Here is a 16,327-nt window from a genome sequence, read left to right as displayed (position 1 = left end):
CGATGCGGCTCACCGCACGGCCCGGCGACGATGACGCGCTCCGGGCTCGCGCGGACGCAGCACCGCCGCTGACCCCCGCAGCACGAGCGGAAGGGTCGTTGTGGTCGACGAGGCGAGCGTGAGCACGTCCAGTCGTTCGACCGCACCCGCGAGCACGAGCTCGATCGGAAGGTCGAGGCGTTCGACGAAGAGGTCGGGAAGTCCGGCGACGTCGGCGAGCTGCTCGGCTGACTCGCGGCGATGCGGCAGGTAGGTCACCGGCGCGATCGACGACTCGTGCGCAACCCAGTCGAGGTAGACGTCGCGATCGAGCAGACCGTCGTCGGGTCGCGCACTGCCGAGCACCACCCTCGACGTGCGGAAAAGGTGTGGCCGGGCGGTCTCGCGGGTGAACGCGAAGTCGTGCCGGTGCACCGGCACGCCGATCTCGGCGAGGGCGTCGCGACGCTCGTAGCCGAGATCGAACGCCGTGAAGAAGTCGACCTCTCCGGCGAGCGCCCGCGAGACGACGTGCACATGCGCGAGCGGGCCGATACGCGTGGTCAGTCCTCGCTCGTCATGACCCGGGCGGCGATAAGGACGACGCCCGGTGAGCGTATCGGCATAGGCGACGGTGTTGGCTCCGTCGTCGAGGAACGTCACACGGCGCGGCCGCAGCACCGTCGCCGCAAGCCGGAACTGGCCTGAGTATCCGTCGCCGACGAGCCAGTGCCGGTGACGTGCGAGCAGTCCCCACGGGATGCCGAGGTAGGGCTGGGGATCGACGAAACGCGCCCCGCGCGCGAGCAGCTCGTCGGCCGTCTCGGGCATCTGGGCCGTCAGGCGGCCCGCGAGAGCGATCGACTCCCCCTCGGCGTGAGCCCATTCCGCCGCGCCGATCAGTTGCAGCGGGGATTCCACCCACGCCAACGGTGCCAGCTCGCGAGCCACCCGACCTCCGCGCATCAAGGGGACGCGGAGTGCCCCGCGCCTGTCTCAACACGGTGAGCCCCGAGGTTGAACGACGCGCATGAGCGCCGTGTCCTCCACATGGCGCGCCGGTGAACGATCGGCGACGCGGGCTGTGGACAACCGCGCGCGACGCCCCGGGACCGCCGCTACGTTTGTGCAGTGATGAGCCCTCTCGCCCGGACCCTCGCGTCGACGCTCGCCGCGTTCGCCGTCGTCGGTGCCCTCGTGGGCTGCGCTCGGTCTCCCGAGCCGACGCCGACGCCGACGGGATTCGCCTCCGAAGCAGAGGCCTTCGAGGCCGCCGAGGCGACCTATCGCGCCTACGTCGACGCCCTCAACGAGGTCGACCTGAGCGACCCGGAGACCTTTGAGCCCGTCTTCGCCCTCACCACGGGCGACTCGCTTGCTAACGAGAAAACCACACTCACTCGCATGCATGCAGATGGCTGGGAAGTAAGTGGAGCGACGACGATAAGTGAGATCCGTGGGAGCAGCTGGAGCGCAGACATCATTGAAATTCAGGTCTGCTCGAACGTGTCTGCAGTCGACGTGCGTGACTCATCCGGCAATTCCGTGGTACCCACGAACCGCCCTGATGAGTACTCCCTCAGCGTGATTCTGGAAGGCACGTCCTCAGAGAACTTGCTGATCGCGTCGAGCGATACTGAAGCGAGCGAGATATGCGACTAGGTCTACTTGTCGCATTACTCGCAAGTGCCCTCGCTGGCGTATCCCACACGTCGACTGGTTGTGACGGCTCGAACACCTGGGTCTATTGCAATCCCAATGGCGAACAGGTTGATGTCGGTGCGTCGCTGGGTGGGTCGTCGGGTGGGGGCGCGTCCGATGGCGGTGGCGGGGGCGGCGGGTACGTTGCTCCGGCTCCCGAAGAGTCCACCGAGGAGATCCCGGAGTGCATGCCCGGCTTCTGCGGTCGGGAGAACTATGACGTGTTCGTGTATCCGACGGTGTCTGCCGAAGATCTCGTGTCCTTCCGTCCCGCAGGCCCCTCACTCGACAACGAGCCGTCGGGTTTCGCCGTCGTCGGGCTTCCCACGAACGTGTACGCCGCCGCTTCGGCGCAGACGCTGAACGGCGAGCTGCTCGGGTTCGACGTGGCCGTGCGCTTCGTTCCGGTCGGCTTCGAGTTCGACTACGGCGACGGATCGACGGCGACGTCGGCGACGGGCGGCGAGACGTGGAGCGCGCAGGGTGCGACGCAATTCGCCCCGACGGAGACGGGCCACACCTACCGCCAACGCGGATGGCACACCGTCACGGCGACCGTCGTCTACGAGGCATCCGTCGACTGGGGATACGGCTGGCGCCCGGTCACCGGCAACGTCCGCGCTGACAGCGGCTCGCATCCCATCGAGGTTCTCGAAGCCCGCACCGCGCTCGTGGAGCGCTCCTGCGCCGAATCGCCGGGTGGACCCGGCTGCTGATTCCTACACCGTGACGACGCATTCTGTCACCGGCCTTCTGCGGCGAGGCGGGCGCTGATAGCGTCGGCGTCCTCAGATCGCCGCCATGAGGATCACGAAGGGAGCTCGTCTGTGAGCGCCACCACCCCCGCCGCCGGGCCCGCGAGACCACGAGAGCAGTGGACCGGCCAGGTCGGTTTCATCCTCTCGGCCATCGGCTCCGCCGTCGGTCTCGGCAACATCTGGCGCTTCCCCGGTGTGGCCTACGAGAACGGCGGAGGCGCGTTCCTCATCCCGTATCTCGTCGCCCTCATCACCGCGGGCATCCCCATCCTGTTCCTCGACTACGCGATCGGCCATCGCTTCCGAGGCGCCGCGCCGACGGCGTTCCGTCGACTCGGCGGGCGCGCAGGGCGCTGGATCGAGTCTCTCGGGTGGTTTCAAGTCACGATCGCCTTCGTGATCGGCTTGTACTACACCGCCGTCATCGCCTGGGCGCTCAGCTTCTTCGTCTTCTCCTTCGACCTGCGATGGGGAGACGACCCGGCCGGGTTCCTGTTCGGCGAGTACCTGCGGGTCGGTGACCCCGGCATCAGCTTCGACTTCGTTCCCGGCGTTCTCATCCCGCTCGCCCTCGTCTGGATCGCCGCGATCGTGGTGCTCGCAGCCGGCGTCGCGAAGGGCCTCCAGCGGGTGAACGTCGTCTTCCTGCCGCTGCTGGTGGTCGCGTTCCTCGTGCTCGTGGTGCGCGCTCTCTTCCTCGAGGGCGCGGCCGATGGCCTGAATGCCCTCTTCACGCCGAACTGGCAGGCGCTCGCCGATCCCGACGTCTGGATCGCCGCCTACAGTCAGATCTTCTTCTCCCTGTCGATCGCGTTCGGCATCATGATCACCTACGCCTCCTACCGCAAGCGTCGGTCGAACCTCACCAGCCCGGGTCTCGTGGTCGCGTTCGCCAACTCGTCCTTCGAGATCCTCGCCGGCATCGGCGTGTTCGCCACGCTGGGGTTCCTCGCCTTCCGACAGGGCGTCGATGTCTCGGAACTCGACGGCATCGCCGGCGTCGGACTGTCCTTCGTGACCTTCCCGGCCATCGTCTCCGAGATGCCCGGCGGCCCGATCTTCGGTGCCCTGTTCTTCGGTTCGCTCGCGATGGCCGGCTTCACCTCCCTCGTCTCGGTGCTGCAGGTGGTGATCGCCGCCGTGCAAGAGAAGCTGTCGATCTCGCGACGCGCGGCGGCTGTGGGCATCGGGGTCGTCTCGGCAGTGCTCTCGGTGCTGTTCTTCTCCACCACGACGGGTCTGCTCGCCCTCGATGTGACGGACATGTGGGCCAACAACGTCGGAATCGTCGCGTCGGCCGTGCTCATGACCATCCTCGTCATCTGGGTGCTGCGCCGCGGACCCGAACTGCGCTACCACCTCAACGCGGTGTCGACCTTCCCGGTCGGGCGCATCTGGATCGGCCTCGTCGGGGTGCTGGCCCCTCTCGTGCTCGGCTACATGCTCGTCGCCCGCATCATCACGCTCCTGACCGAGGGGTACGACACGTATCCGTTCTGGTACCTGGGGATCTTCGGATGGGGCACCGTGGCCGTGCTCGTTCTCGGCGCCGTGATCGGCACACTCGTGCCCTGGCGGCACTCCCCCGATGACTACCGCGCGTGGCCGCCGTATCCGCCGGCGTCCGTCGACAATCGCAAGGAGGCACGCCGATGACTCCGCTCGCCATCACCTTCCTCGTCCTCGCGATCGTGATCGTGTGGGGAGGACTCCTCGGCAGTTCGCTGTTCCTGCGCGCCCGCCCGGAACGGACGACCTACCCCGAGGGCGGGATCGACGATCATCGCGAGGATCTCGGGATCATCGAACACGACACGTGAGTCGTCGCCGACGGGCGGCGGGTCGAGCAGCGATCAGCCGTCGCCGACGACGACCGTGAACGTGATCGCCTCGTCGCCGTTGTCGACGTTCGACATCAGGACCTCGGTGCTCCCCGCGGAGAGTCCGGTGACCCCTGGGTTGAAGGTCGCGTCGTCCTCCACTCGGCCCGGCGTGAACTCAGCGATCGAGGTGTCGGCGATGTCTCCGGCGTAACTGTCGACCGGCACGTCCCCGGTGTCGATGTTCAGCACCTGGCCGACGACGAGGTCGACGGTGGCGTTCTGCAGATCGTCGACCTCCATCGTGACGGGCGCGATCACATCCCCGTCCGAAGACGAGCATCCGCTGATCGCGACAGCGGCGGCGACGATGGCGAGCGCGGGAACCCACGTGTTCATTCGCATGATCCCACCCTGGCAGAAGACCGCCCGGTGCACGGACAGGCGCCGTGACAGGATGAGTGCGTGACCGAACGCCTCATGCTCCTGGATTCCGCGTCGCTCTACTTCCGCGCGTTCTACGGCGTTCCGGACACGGTGAAGGCGCCGGACGGGCGCGCGGTGAACGCCGCACGTGGGTTACTCGACATGATCGCGCGTCTGGTGTCGGCATACGAGCCGTCCCACCTCGTCGCCTGTTGGGACGACGACTGGCGTCCGCAGTGGCGCGTGGATCTCATCCCCTCGTACAAAGCGCACCGCGTCGTCGAGATCGTCGCGGGCGGCCCCGATGTCGAAGAGGTCCCCGATCCGCTCGAGCAGCAGATTCCGGTGATCCGCGAGGCGCTGGACGCCCTCGGCATCCCGATCGTGGGCGCGCCCGCGCACGAAGCTGACGATGTCATCGGCACCCTCGCCACGCGTGCGACGATGCCGGTGGACATCGTCACCGGCGACCGCGACCTGTTCCAGCTCGTCGACGACGAGCGCGGGATCCGGGTGATCTACACCGCGCGAGGAATGAGCAATCTGGATCTCGTCGACGACGCGTTCATCGTCGGCAAGTACGGCGTACACGCGTTGCAGTACGCCGACTACGCGACCCTGCGGGGCGATTCGTCCGACGGCCTCCCCGGCGTCGCCGGCGTGGGAGAGAAGACGGCCGCGACACTGCTCGCGGCGCACGGTGACATCGCCGGCATCACCGCGGCGGCCCAAGCGGGCACGGGCATGACCCCGGCCCAGCGCACCAAGGTTCTCGCCGCATCCGACTACCTGGCGGTCGCACCCCGCGTCGTCGAGGTCGTGCGCACGCTCGATCTCCCCGATGTCGACGGCGCACTGCTGCCGCTTCCCGACGATCTCCCCTCCCGCACCGCCGCCGTCGCGGAGCGGTGGTCGCTCGGTTCGTCGATGGCGCGTGCAGCCGAAGCGCTGACCGCGCGAGCCTGAGTCGCGAGTCAGCGCGAGCGCTGTGCGGTGATCACGGCGCTCATGAGCAGCACCGCGTAGGCGACCGACAGCGCCAGCGTCACCCAGAGGGTGGCGCTCCACGATCCCGTCGCATCGTGCACGCCGCCGAGGATCGGCGCCGCCGTCGCACCGAGGGCATACCCGCCACCCTGCACGAGAGCGGAGATCCCCGTCGCCTCAGCGTCGGTGCGTGCCACCGCGACGAGCGTGCTGAAGACGACGACGAAGCCTCCCGCGTGTCCCATCGCCCCGATGCTCAGCCATACCCAGAGCAGCTCGGGCGCGAGAAGCACTCCGACGGCGAGGATGATCCATGACGCGCAGACCACCGCGGCGGGCACGAGGCGCGGCGTGAACCGCGTCAGAACCGGGATCACCAGCGCACCGGCGATACCCACACCTTGGAACACCGAGGCCATTGCACCGGCGGACGAAGCGCCGACCCCGAGCAGGTCGGCGGTCATGGCAGGCAGCCACGTGCTGTAGCCGTAGTACAAGAAGGCCTGCGAGGCGAATGCGGCGACGAGAAGCCACACCACCGGACGCGCGAGGTAGGAGCGTCCGCGCCGCGAGGTGACGACCGGCGTGGGTCCGGTCAGGCCGGCGGGATCCCATCCGCGCGACGAGGAACCGTCCGGGCGAGTCCGAGCAAGGTGCGCAACCAAGGCGCCGCCGGCGCGGCGTTCCCGGGCGAGATGCACGCTCCAGACGGCGATGCCCGCGACCGTGAGAACCGACCAGCCGAACAGCGCCAGCGGCCATCCGATCGCTTCGGCGACGGGCGCGGTCAACAGCGTCGTCAGGAGGGATCCGACGTTCAGCGTCGCCGTGTAGGCCGCCGTGACCACACCGACCCTCTCGCCCGGAACGTCGCGTCGGATGACGACAGGGGTCACGACGTTACCGATCGTCACCGACGCCCCGATGACCACCATTCCCGCCAAGAGCCACCCGAAACCCGGAAGCGTGCGGATGACCGTCCCCACCAGCACTCCCACGAGCGAGAGCAGAAGGGCGAGCTCCGCCCCCGCGCGACGGATGACGATGGCCGCGAGCGGGGTGAGGAGCGCGAACATCAGCACCGGCGCCGTCGTCAGGAGCCCTGCCTGCGCGGAGGGGATGCCGAGGTCCACCTCGATGTCGCGAAGCACGGGCGTCGGCGCGACGATGTGTCCGCGAAAGCTGAGAGCGGCCACGAGGATACCCGCGACGACCAGCCAGGGGAACGCGCCGCGAACGACGGGTTCCGAACGGCTTCTCACCTGTCGAGTCTACGGATGCGCCCGAAGGCCTCCGACCATGCGCGCGCCGTTCACGCCGCCGTCCAGTCACGCAGGCGATCGAGGGACCAGGTGGTGATGATGCGCTCGGGCGGCACCCCCAGCCGCTCAGCGCGTGCCGCGCCGTGGTCCAAGAGGGAGAGCTGTCCGGGGGCGTGCGCATCCGAATCGATGGCGAAGAGGCAGCCGACCTCCAGCGCGAGCGTGATGAGTTCGTCGGGAGGATCCTGACGCTCCGGGCGACTGTTGATCTCGACGGCCGTTCCGTGCTCCGCGCAGGCCTCGAACACTGCACGGGGGTCGAACTGCGACGGCGGACGGGTCCCTCGGCTCCCTTCGACGAGCCTTCCCGTCACGTGCCCGAGCACATCCACCCGAGCATCCGACACCGCCGCCACCAGACGGCGCGTCATCGGCCCGCGATCCATGCGCAGTTTCGAGTGCGCCGACGCGACGACCACGTCGAGCTCATCCAGGAGCTCGGGATCCTGATCCAGCGCCCCGTCTTCGAGGATGTCCACCTCGATCCCCGTCAGCAGGGTGAATCCGTCGCCATGGAAGCCCCGTACGAGCACCATCTGTTCCCGCAGGCGATCCGCCGTCAGCCCGTTCGCCACGCGAAGCCGCGGCGAATGATCGGTCAGGGCGAGGTACTCGTGGCCCAGAGAGCGTGCGGCGTCGACCATGAGGTCGATCGGGGTGAGTCCGTCCGACCAGTCGCTGTGACTGTGCAGGTCTCCCCGCAGCAGCCGTCGCATCTCAGACGACTGCTCGACCCCGGCACTCGCGCGGAGCGCCGCGAGCCGCTCGGGCATCTCTCCCGCCAGCGCCTGAGCGATGACGGTGAGGGAGGATTCGCCGATCCCCTTGCGGCGACGGAGCGCCGCCGTATCCGCAAGCTCCGCATCACTCAGCCCCGCGATCGCATCCGCCGCCGTGCGAAACGCCTTGGATCGGTAGCGCGACGAACGCTCCCGCTCGAGCAGCGTCGCGATCTCCGTCAACGCGTCGTGCGGGTTCATCCCGACCCTCAGCCCGCGAGATCCCGCGTGGCGGCGACCCACGCGTCGAGCGTCCGCGAGGCTGCCCCGCTGTCGATCGCCTCTCGTGCGGTGTCGATCGCCTCGCCGAGGCGGTCGAGGATCGGCCGCTGCACCTGCGCGGCATCGCGGTAAAGGCGATAGGCGACGATTCCCGCGGCGGCATTGAGCAGAACGATGTCGCGGACCGGTCCCGCCTCGCCCGCCAGCACCCGGCGCACCACCTCGGCGTTGTGCGTCGGGTCGCCGCCGATGAGATCCGCCATCTCGGCCAGCGGAACGCCGAGGTCCCGCGGATCGACGTCGTGCTCGTGGACGTCTCCGCGGCTCACTTCCCACAGGCGGGAATGGCCGGTGGTGGTCAGTTCGTCGAGTCCGTCGTCGCCACGGAAGACGAGGGCCGTGGCGCCGCGATTTCGGAAGACGCCGGTGATCAGCGGCACACGCTCCAAGCTGGCGACGCCCACTGCGTTGGCTTCGGCCCTCGCGGGGTTGGACAGCGGCCCGAGGAAATTGAACACCGTCGGCACGCCGAGTTCCTTGCGCACGGCACCGGCGTGACGGAATCCGGGGTGGAAGGCAGACGCGAAGACGAACGTGATGCCGGCCCGCTCCAGCGTCTCGGTGACCGCGGCAGGATCCAGGGTCAGCTCCACGCCGAGCGCCCCCAGCACATCCGAGGATCCGGAGGCCGAACTCGCGGCGCGGTTGCCGTGCTTGACGACGGGGATGCCGGTGGCGGCGGCCACGACGGATGCCATCGTCGACACGTTCACGGTTCCGAAGCGGTCGCCGCCGGTGCCGACGATGTCGAGCACCTCGGCACTCACCGGCAGCGGCACCGCAGCCTCGAGGATGGCGTCACGGAATCCGACGACCTCGTCGATCGTCTCCCCCTTCGCGCGGAGCGCGATGAGGAAAGCGCCGATCTGACCCGGCGTCGCCTCCCCCGCCATGATGCGTCGCATCGCCCACGTCGATTCCGACACGCTGAGGTCGCGCCCATGCAGGAGTGAGGTGAGGATTCCGGGCCACGAAGACGACTCCGACATGCCACCGAGCCTACCGTCGGCCGACTTGTGCGGATTCACGGCCCGCGCCCGGCCCGCTGTCAGCCCGCCCACAGCGTCCTGATCGGTGATTTACCGTCACTTCTTAGGGCGCCCTTACTTCTCATCGCGCGCGACAAGGGTGTCCAGATGGGGAAAACCCGCTCCGGAATCGGCAATAATGGTGGACGTGACGACCACGCCAGCGACCTATGCCCAGGCGATGCGTTCTGTCAAGCGCCCGGACCCGGTCGCCGTCGGAACCATCGTGTGGCTCGGCAGCGAGGTGATGTTCTTCGCGGGACTGTTCGCGATCTACTTCACCCTGCGGAGCACCTCCCCCGATCTGTGGGCTGAGGAGACCCAGCTGCTGAACGTGCCCTACGCGTTCGCCAACACCGTCATCCTCGTGCTCTCCTCGGTCACCTGCCAGATGGGCGTGTTCGCCGCCGAGCGCTTCCAGCCGTACACCTCCACGGGCGGCGGCCGCCGCCGGTGGGGCATGGTGCCGTGGTTCTGGCTGACCTTCGCTCTCGGCGCGATCTTCGTCTCGGGACAGGTGTGGGAGTATGCGCAGCTCGTGTATGAAGGCATGCCGATCACGGCCAATGCATACGCCTCGGCCTTCTATCTGACGACCGGATTCCACGCGCTTCACGTCACCGGCGGACTCGTCGCCTTCCTCCTCGTGATCGGTCGCGCCTACGCGGTCAAGAACTTCGGCCGCAAGGAGATGACCTCGGCGATCGTGGTCTCGTACTACTGGCACTTCGTCGACGTCGTCTGGATCGCCCTGTTCGCCGTCATCTACTTCCTGAAATAGAGCGGAGCTGATCCCCCACATGGCACGCACGAAACCGCGCCGCTCCCAGGGCCGCCGCAGTCCGTGGGCGGCCGCCGCCCTCATCGGCGTCGGACTGCTGCTCACCGGCGGTGCCTATGCCGGCGCCTCCGCCGCTATGGCTTCCACGACCGACGAGACGTCGGCCTCGGCCCTGACGGTCGAAGACGGCAAGAAGCTGTTCCAGGCGAACTGCGCAACCTGTCACGGACTCGACCTGCAGGGCACCGAGAGCGGCCCGTCGCTCTACGGCGTCGGCGAGCTCTCCGTGGAATTCCAGGTCGCGACCGGGCGCATGCCGCTGCAGATGCAGGGCCCGCAGGCGCCGCAGAAGCCGGTGCAGTTCACCGAGGAGCAGATCCAGGCGATGGCGGCATACGTGCAGAGCACGTCGCCCGGCCCCGAGTTCCCCTCTCCCGAGATCCTCGACGGAGAAGGCGACATCGCGCGCGGCGCCGAGCTCTTCCGGATCAACTGCGCGATGTGCCACAACGTGGCGGCTGCCGGAGGCGCGCTCACCGAGGGCAAGTACGCGCCCGAGCTCACCGAGACCAGCGCCCTCCACATGTACGCGGCGATGGTCACCGGCCCGCAGAACATGCCGGTGTTCAACGACATGACCCTCAGTCTCGAGGACAAGCGCGACATCATCTCGTCGCTGCTGTTCATCCAGGAGAACGAGTCCCCGGGCGGCTTCAAGCTCGGATCGCTCGGACCGGTCTCCGAAGGCCTGTTCATCTGGATCTTCGGCATCGGGTCATTGATCGCCATCACCGTCTGGATCACGGCGAAATCCAACTGACCCACCCCTGACACTGCAAGCACCTACGAGGAGCACCATGGCAAACGAGCACGACGCGCTCGAGCACGAGAGGGCTTCGTGGAAGCCCTCCCCCGGGCTCGCCGTCGCGGTGAGCGACCCGGTGCGCACACCCGATCTTCCGCCGCACCGCGAGCGGATGACCGACAAGGACCCGGCCGCGATGAAGCGCGCCGTCCGCACGGTCTACACGCTCTTCTACCTCTCGGTGGCCGGCAGCATCTGGGCCGTCGCGGCCTACATGCTGTTCCCGATCGAGAGCGGATCGATCGTCGACATCCGCAACAACAACCTGTTCGTGGGTCTCGGCATCGCGCTCGCGCTGCTCGCGATCGGAATCGGCGCGATCCACTGGTCCAAGGCCGTGATGCCCGACAAGGAATTCATCGAGCCGCGGCACGCCACGCGCGGCCGGGACGCCACCCGCGAGGGTGCGGTGGCGGTCTTCGAAGCCGCCAACGAAGAGTCCGGTTTCGGTCGTCGCGCCATGATCCGCAACTCGCTGATCGCCGCCCTGGCCGCTTCGGTCGTTCCTGGCATCACCCTGTTCCGAGGTCTCGCCCCGGAGAGCTCTCCCGAGAACCCTCACGCGGGTGACCCGGTCTACCTCCTCAGCCACACCATGTGGAAGGAAGGGTCGCGTCTGGCTCACGACCCCGAGGGAACGCCGATCCGCGCCGCAGACGTCACGCTCGGCTCGGCCGTGCACGTGATCCCGGCCGAGCTGGCCGAACTCAGCCACGAGGAGGGCTACCTCGAGGAGAAGGCGAAGGCGATCGTCCTCCTCATGCGCATGCCTCCGGAAGACCTCATCGAGACCCCTGAGCGTGCCGACTGGTCCTACGACGGCATCATCGCCTACTCGAAGGTCTGCACCCACGTGGGCTGCCCGGTCGCCTTGTACGAGCAGCAGACGCATCACCTGCTCTGCCCGTGCCATCAGTCTCAGTTCGACGTCGCGGACGGCGCCAAGGTGATCTTCGGTCCGGCCGCCCGCCCGCTCCCCCAGCTGCCGATCACGGTGGACGACGAGGGATACCTCATCGCGCGGAGTGACTTCGAAGAACCCGTCGGCCCGAGCTTCTGGGAGCGCCATTGAGTACCTCGCACCCCACGGAGAACGTCACTCAGGAGCCCGCGCTCCCGAAGTCGGCGTCCACCCGTGACAAGCCTCTCGGCGGTCGATTCGTCGGCGCCGCGTCGAACTATCTGGACGAGCGCACGAGCATCTCCGGGATCACCAAGGAGCTCGGTCGCAAGATCTTCCCCGACCACTGGTCGTTCATGCTCGGCGAGATCGCGCTCTGGAGCTTCGTCGTCGTCCTGCTCTCGGGTGTCTTCCTGACGTTCTTCTTCCAGGCGTCGATGGTCGAGACCCGCTACACCGGCGCCTACATCCCGATGCGCGGCGTCGAGATGTCTGCCGCCATGGACTCCGCGCTCCGGATCTCCTTCGACATCCGCGGCGGCCTGCTCGTTCGTCAGATCCACCACTGGGCAGCCCTCGTCTTCGTCGCCGGCATCGGCGTGCACATGCTGCGCGTGTTCTTCACGGGAGCGTTCCGCAAGCCGCGCGAGCTGAACTGGGTGATCGGCTTCATCCTCTTCATCCTCGCCATGGCGGAAGGCTTCACCGGCTACTCCCTCCCCGACGACCTGCTCTCGGGCAACGGCCTTCGCATCATCGACGGCATGATCAAGGGCATTCCGCTGATCGGAACCTGGACCTCGTTCCTGCTCTTCGGGGGCGAGTTCCCGGGCACCCAGATCGTGGGTCGCCTCTACACCCTGCACATCCTGTTGCTCCCGGCGATCCTGGTCGCACTGCTGGCCCTCCACCTCATGTTGATGATCATCAACAAGCACACGCAGTTCGCCGGCCCCGGCCGCACGAACAGCAACGTCGTGGGATTCCCGATGGTGCCGGTCTACATGTCCAAGATGGGCGGCTTCTTCTTCATCGTGTTCGGCGTGATCGTTCTGATCGCCTCGCTGTTCACGATCAACCCGATCTGGAACTACGGTCCCTACGATCCCTCACCGGTCTCGGCCGGCACCCAGCCCGACTGGTACATCGGCTTCGCCGACGGCGCCCTGCGTCTTGTGCCGCCGCACTGGGAGTTCGTCTTCCTCGACCGCACGTGGTCGTTCAACATCCTCGTGCCGCTCGCGGTGCTGGGACTGTTCATCGTGCTCGTGCTCATCTACCCCTTCATCGAGGCGTGGATCACCGGTGACAAGCGCGAGCACCACATCGCTCAGCGTCCGCGCAACGCGGCGACCCGCACGGCGATCGGCGCCGCCGGCGTCGTGTTCTACGCCGCTCTCTGGGCCGCGGCTTCATCGGACATCATCGCGACGCACTTCAAGGTCACGATGGAGGGTGTCATCCACAGCCTCCAGGCCATGCTCATCTTCGGGCCGATCATCGCCTACTTCGTCACCAAGCGCATCTGCATCGCGCTGCAGAAGAAGGACCGCGAGATCGTGCTGCACGGCTACGAGTCCGGTCGAATCGTCCGCCTCCCGGGTGGCGAGTACATCGAGGTCCACCAGCCCGTCGACGAGTTCGAGCGGTGGCGCCTGATCGATGCCGAGACCTACGAGCCCCTTGTGGTGCGGCCCAACGACAAGGGCAGCATCCCTTGGCACGCGAACCTGCGCGCCGCCCTGTCGCGGTGGTTCTTCGAGGACCGACTCGCGCCCCTCACCCAGACCGAACTCGACGCGGCGACCGCGCACCAGCACCACGCTCTGGAGCACATCGCCACCGAGGAGGATGCCGAGATCCAGGGCGCTCACGAGCGCGCGGGCGTCCCCGACGCACCTCACGTGCCGATCGACGACGGCCATCACCCCGAAACGGCGAACCGTCCGTCGAACGTGATCATCCCGGACGAGGACGACAAGAAGTAGTCGGCAGGATATCGACGTTCGGTGGCCGTCTCCCCGCTGGGGAGGCGGCCATCGCGTCGTTAGCGTTGATCCATGACCTCCGACGCCCTGACCTATTTCGAGAACAAGCTCGCACATGAGACGGATGCGAGCGACGTCTATGCCGCACAGCACGCCGGCGATGAGTTCGTGCTCGTCGACGTGCGGAGCGACGAGGCGTGGCGACAAGGTCGCATCCGCGGCGCCATCCATCTCCCCCACCAGCGCATCGCGACGGCGGCGACCGACCTCATCGCCGCGGGGACACCCGTCGTCGTCTACTGCTGGTCACCGGGCTGCAATGGCGGCGCGAAGGGCGCTGCCGCGTTCGCGCGGCTCGGCTACGACGTCAAGGAGATGATCGGCGGATACGAATACTGGGTGCGCGAAGGACAACCCACCGTGAACGACGACGGTGAGCTCCCGCGGGTGTTCGATCCCCAGGTCATGGTCGTGCGCGCCTGACCCCGTCCTCACCCGGTCTGCTCGATCTCCCACATCTCGTCGTCTTCGAGCCCCTCGGCGAATCTGCCTGCCGCTGCGCCGGCGAACTGCACGCGCTCCAGGTCTTCACTCTCGTCGGAGATCAGCACATCGCAGACCACCGCCGTGACGTTGTCCAGCGTGCCCGCCTCGAGCGCGAGCCTCACGAGCTCGTCGGCGGCCTCCCGCGGTGTGGCTGCGCGGTCCACCATGACGCGGGCCACATCGTCTTCGGGAACGTAGTCCGTCAGACCGTCGCTGCACAGCAGCCATCGATCCCCTTCGCCCAGCTCCGTCTCCGCCACCGAGACCACGTCGGCCTCACCGCCGCCCAGGGAGGCCGTGATGATGTTGCGGCGGGGGTGCGTCGCGGCGTCCTCGGGGGCGATGATGCCTCGGTCGACGAGCACCTGCACGTACGAGTCGTCGCGGGTCTGGCGTTCGAATCGCCCGTCGCGCACCCGATACGCTCGCGAGTCGCCGGAGTGCGCGATCAGCAGGTGCTCGGCACCGGCGAGGAAGACGCCCGTGAAGGTCGTCGCCATGCCGCGCAGCGATGGATCGCGCTCGGTGTGGGCGCGAAGGTCCCAGTTCGCCTCGAGGATGCGTTCACGCAACGCCTGGGCCGTCCAGGTCGTGACACGACCTGCGACCAACCGGTGCACCAGCGCGGCGGAGGCGAGATCGCCGGACGGCCCGCCGCCAACTCCGTCGGCTACGGCCGCACCCCAGCTCGACGCGAAAGCCGCATCCTGATTGACGTCCCGGTAGGAGCCGACGTCGGATGCGGCAGCCGCGAGAAGGCGATGAGCCACGCTCAGCGTGCGAAGTATCCGCGGTAGTACTCGTAGACCCAGCCGACGATCGCAACGAGGAAGATCGCGAAACCGATCGGCACCATCCACGAGCCGACGGCGAGACCGATGAACGCGATCGACGCCGAGAAGGCGAGAACGATGGGCCACCAGGACCACGGGCTGAACTCGCCGAGCTCGGGATCACCGTCGTCGATGTCGGCGGTCAGCACATCTTCGGGCAGTTCGCCACCCTGTGCCTTGTGAAGGCGATCCACGTAGAACGCGATCATCACGCCCATGAGACCGGCGAAGAAGAGCGCCACCGTGCCGACCCATTCGATGGCCGTGTACCACGGCACATCGGGGTGGCCGATGATGTTCCACGCCGTGTAGACGACGCCGATCAGGAAGGAGAAGGCGGTGAGGATCCACCAGAGACCGACATTGGTACGCACTTACTTGACCTCTCCCTGGGCGACGTCGACGACGGGCGTCTGCGGGGCATCCTTCGCCGGGCCGACACCGACCGGGAGGCCGGCCTCGGGGTGGTTCAGGTCGAACGCCGGACGCTCGCTGCGAATGCGCGGGATCGACGTGAAGTTGTGGCGCGGCGGCGGGCACGACGTCGCCCACTCCAGCGAGCCACCGTAGCCCCAGGGGTCGTTCACCGTCACCTTCGGGGCCTTACGCGAGGTGAGCCACACGTTGAACAGGAACGGGATCATCGACGCGCCGAGAACGATGGAGCCGACCGTCGACACCTGGTTCTGCCATGTCCAGCCGTCGGCCGCCGAGTAGTCCGCGTAACGGCGGACCATGCCGTCGACACCGAGCCAGTGCTGGATGAGGAAGGTCATGTGGAAGCCGATGAACAGCAGCCAGAAGTGGACGTAGCCGAGTCGCTCGTTGAGCATGCGCCCGGTCCACTTCGGCCACCAGAAGTAGAAGCCCGCGAACATCGCGAACACCACGGTGCCGAAGACGACGTAGTGGAAGTGCGCCACCACGAAGTAGGAGTCGGAGAGCTGGAAGTCCAGGGGCGGCGAGGCGAGGATGACACCGGTCAGGCCGCCGAAGACGAACGAGATCAAGAAGCCGAGCGCGAAGACCATCGGTGTCTCGAACGTCACCGAGCCGCGCCAGAGCGTGCCGATCCAGTTGAAGATCTTCACACCCGTGGGAACGGCGATGAGCATGGTCATCAACGCGAAGAACGGGAGGAGAACGCTGCCGGTGACGTACATGTGGTGTGCCCAGACGGCCACGGAGAGCGCCGCGATGGCGATCGTCGCGTAGACCAGCGTCTTGTATCCGAAGATCGGCTTGCGGCTGAACACCGGGAAGATCTCCGACACGATGCCGAAGAACGGCAGCGCGATGATGTACACCTCGGGGTGACCGAAGAACCAGAA

18 protein-coding genes are annotated in these 16,327 nt (G+C 67.4%); 10 read left to right on the top strand and 8 right to left on the bottom strand.

The features are described from left to right. Window positions 1-9: 9 nt before the first annotated feature. Window positions 10-930, bottom strand: a complete 921-nt coding sequence (locus B3S45_RS03095) for a hypothetical protein (protein ID WP_228480753.1) — start codon at window positions 928-930, stop codon at window positions 10-12. Window positions 931-1,113: 183 nt separating this feature from the next. On the opposite strand from B3S45_RS03095, the gene B3S45_RS03090 reads away from it, so the two are divergent. The 4 genes from B3S45_RS03090 (at window position 1,114) to B3S45_RS03075 (ending at window position 4,258) form a co-directional block, all read left to right on the top strand. Next, a complete protein-coding gene (locus B3S45_RS03090; RefSeq protein WP_286717328.1) occupies window positions 1,114-1,641 on the top strand; it encodes a hypothetical protein in 528 nt (175 codons plus the stop codon). 227 nt (window positions 1,642-1,868) lie between these two features. Continuing rightward, the gene (locus B3S45_RS03085) at window positions 1,869-2,396 is read left to right on the top strand and encodes a hypothetical protein (protein ID WP_286717327.1); all 528 of its coding nucleotides are present in this window, start codon (window positions 1,869-1,871) and stop codon (window positions 2,394-2,396) included. Window positions 2,397-2,507: 111 nt separating this feature from the next. Continuing rightward, window positions 2,508-4,094, top strand: coding sequence for a sodium-dependent transporter (locus B3S45_RS03080; protein ID WP_286717326.1), 1,587 nt, complete (start codon window positions 2,508-2,510; stop codon window positions 4,092-4,094). Next, on the top strand, window positions 4,091-4,258 hold the full coding sequence (locus tag B3S45_RS03075) for a methionine/alanine import family NSS transporter small subunit (protein WP_075807083.1): 168 nt from the start codon (window positions 4,091-4,093) through the stop codon (window positions 4,256-4,258). The genes B3S45_RS03080 and B3S45_RS03075 overlap by 4 nt, the downstream gene beginning before the upstream one ends. Window positions 4,259-4,291: 33 nt before the next feature. Here B3S45_RS03075 and B3S45_RS03070 read toward each other — a convergent pair whose 3' ends face one another. Further along, entirely contained in the window at window positions 4,292-4,657 is a 366-nt protein-coding gene (locus B3S45_RS03070; protein ID WP_194383264.1) for a hypothetical protein, read from the bottom strand. A gap of 66 nt (window positions 4,658-4,723) precedes the next feature. Here B3S45_RS03070 and B3S45_RS03065 point away from each other — a divergent pair, with 66 nt between their 5' ends. Further along, window positions 4,724-5,650 carry a 5'-3' exonuclease gene (locus B3S45_RS03065; protein WP_286717325.1) on the top strand — a complete coding sequence of 309 codons (927 nt, stop codon included), beginning with the start codon at window positions 4,724-4,726 and terminating at the stop codon, window positions 5,648-5,650. Window positions 5,651-5,658: 8 nt separating this feature from the next. Here the strand turns inward: B3S45_RS03065 and B3S45_RS03060 are convergent, their stop codons facing one another. From B3S45_RS03060 to trpD, 3 genes are read right to left on the bottom strand one after another with little or no spacing between them, the layout of a single operon-like run. Next, window positions 5,659-6,933, bottom strand: coding sequence for a CynX/NimT family MFS transporter (locus B3S45_RS03060; RefSeq protein WP_286717323.1), 1,275 nt, complete (start codon window positions 6,931-6,933; stop codon window positions 5,659-5,661). 50 nt (window positions 6,934-6,983) lie between these two features. Next, a complete protein-coding gene (locus tag B3S45_RS03055) occupies window positions 6,984-7,973 on the bottom strand; it encodes a PHP domain-containing protein (protein WP_286717322.1) in 990 nt (329 codons plus the stop codon). Window positions 7,974-7,981: 8 nt separating this feature from the next. Further along, entirely contained in the window at window positions 7,982-9,043 is a 1,062-nt protein-coding gene (gene trpD / locus B3S45_RS03050) for an anthranilate phosphoribosyltransferase (RefSeq protein WP_286717321.1), read from the bottom strand. A gap of 178 nt (window positions 9,044-9,221) precedes the next feature. On the opposite strand from trpD, the gene B3S45_RS03045 reads away from it, so the two are divergent. From B3S45_RS03045 to B3S45_RS03025, 5 genes are all read left to right on the top strand, one after another. Then, window positions 9,222-9,863, top strand: a complete 642-nt coding sequence (locus B3S45_RS03045; protein ID WP_071043645.1) for a cytochrome c oxidase subunit 3 — start codon at window positions 9,222-9,224, stop codon at window positions 9,861-9,863. Between the two features lie 19 nt (window positions 9,864-9,882). Then, the gene (locus tag B3S45_RS03040) at window positions 9,883-10,683 is read left to right on the top strand and encodes a c-type cytochrome (protein ID WP_071043646.1); all 801 of its coding nucleotides are present in this window, start codon (window positions 9,883-9,885) and stop codon (window positions 10,681-10,683) included. A 37-nt stretch (window positions 10,684-10,720) separates the two neighbouring features. Further along, window positions 10,721-11,800, top strand: a complete 1,080-nt coding sequence (locus tag B3S45_RS03035; RefSeq protein ID WP_194383269.1) for a ubiquinol-cytochrome c reductase iron-sulfur subunit — start codon at window positions 10,721-10,723, stop codon at window positions 11,798-11,800. After that, the gene (locus B3S45_RS03030) at window positions 11,797-13,617 is read left to right on the top strand and encodes a cytochrome b (protein ID WP_414683065.1); all 1,821 of its coding nucleotides are present in this window, start codon (window positions 11,797-11,799) and stop codon (window positions 13,615-13,617) included. Before B3S45_RS03035 ends, B3S45_RS03030 begins: the two co-directional genes overlap by 4 nt. A gap of 72 nt (window positions 13,618-13,689) precedes the next feature. Beyond that, window positions 13,690-14,100 carry a rhodanese-like domain-containing protein gene (locus B3S45_RS03025; protein ID WP_194383271.1) on the top strand — a complete coding sequence of 137 codons (411 nt, stop codon included), beginning with the start codon at window positions 13,690-13,692 and terminating at the stop codon, window positions 14,098-14,100. Window positions 14,101-14,108: 8 nt separating this feature from the next. Here the strand turns inward: B3S45_RS03025 and B3S45_RS03020 are convergent, their stop codons facing one another. The 3 genes from B3S45_RS03020 to B3S45_RS03010 all read right to left on the bottom strand — a co-directional run. Next, window positions 14,109-14,933, bottom strand: a complete 825-nt coding sequence (locus tag B3S45_RS03020; RefSeq protein ID WP_194383272.1) for a PP2C family protein-serine/threonine phosphatase — start codon at window positions 14,931-14,933, stop codon at window positions 14,109-14,111. 2 nt (window positions 14,934-14,935) lie between these two features. Next, window positions 14,936-15,370: a cytochrome c oxidase subunit 4 gene (locus B3S45_RS03015; RefSeq protein ID WP_194383273.1), complete on the bottom strand. Its 435-nt coding sequence runs from the start codon at window positions 15,368-15,370 to the stop codon at window positions 14,936-14,938. Further along, a partial coding sequence (locus tag B3S45_RS03010) for a cytochrome c oxidase subunit I (protein WP_286717316.1) occupies window positions 15,371-16,327 on the bottom strand: 957 nt, incomplete at its 5' end.

The organism is Microbacterium sp. UBA1612 (genome assembly GCF_002321605.1).
Lineage (GTDB): Bacteria > Actinomycetota > Actinomycetes > Actinomycetales > Microbacteriaceae > Microbacterium > Microbacterium luteum.
Note: the sequence above shows the minus strand (reverse complement) of the source record. Positions and strands in the feature narration are given on the sequence as shown.

What these genes read in the sequence shown, in the direction of transcription:
- B3S45_RS03090 (WP_286717328.1), top strand. Translation starts at nt 1,114, where the DNA reads ATGAGCCCTCTCGCCCGGACCCTCGCGTCGACGCTCGCCGCGTTCGCC.
- B3S45_RS03085 (WP_286717327.1), top strand. Translation starts at nt 1,869, where the DNA reads ATGCCCGGCTTCTGCGGTCGGGAGAACTATGACGTGTTCGTGTATCCG.
- B3S45_RS03075 (WP_075807083.1), top strand. Translation starts at nt 4,091, where the DNA reads ATGACTCCGCTCGCCATCACCTTCCTCGTCCTCGCGATCGTGATCGTG.
- B3S45_RS03070 (WP_194383264.1), bottom strand. Translation starts at nt 4,657, where the DNA reads ATGAACACGTGGGTTCCCGCGCTCGCCATCGTCGCCGCCGCTGTCGCG.
- B3S45_RS03055 (WP_286717322.1), bottom strand. Translation starts at nt 7,973, where the DNA reads ATGAACCCGCACGACGCGTTGACGGAGATCGCGACGCTGCTCGAGCGG.
- trpD (WP_286717321.1), bottom strand. Translation starts at nt 9,043, where the DNA reads ATGTCGGAGTCGTCTTCGTGGCCCGGAATCCTCACCTCACTCCTGCAT.
- B3S45_RS03045 (WP_071043645.1), top strand. Translation starts at nt 9,222, where the DNA reads ATGGTGGACGTGACGACCACGCCAGCGACCTATGCCCAGGCGATGCGT.
- B3S45_RS03040 (WP_071043646.1), top strand. Translation starts at nt 9,883, where the DNA reads ATGGCACGCACGAAACCGCGCCGCTCCCAGGGCCGCCGCAGTCCGTGG.
- B3S45_RS03035 (WP_194383269.1), top strand. Translation starts at nt 10,721, where the DNA reads ATGGCAAACGAGCACGACGCGCTCGAGCACGAGAGGGCTTCGTGGAAG.
- B3S45_RS03025 (WP_194383271.1), top strand. Translation starts at nt 13,690, where the DNA reads ATGACCTCCGACGCCCTGACCTATTTCGAGAACAAGCTCGCACATGAG.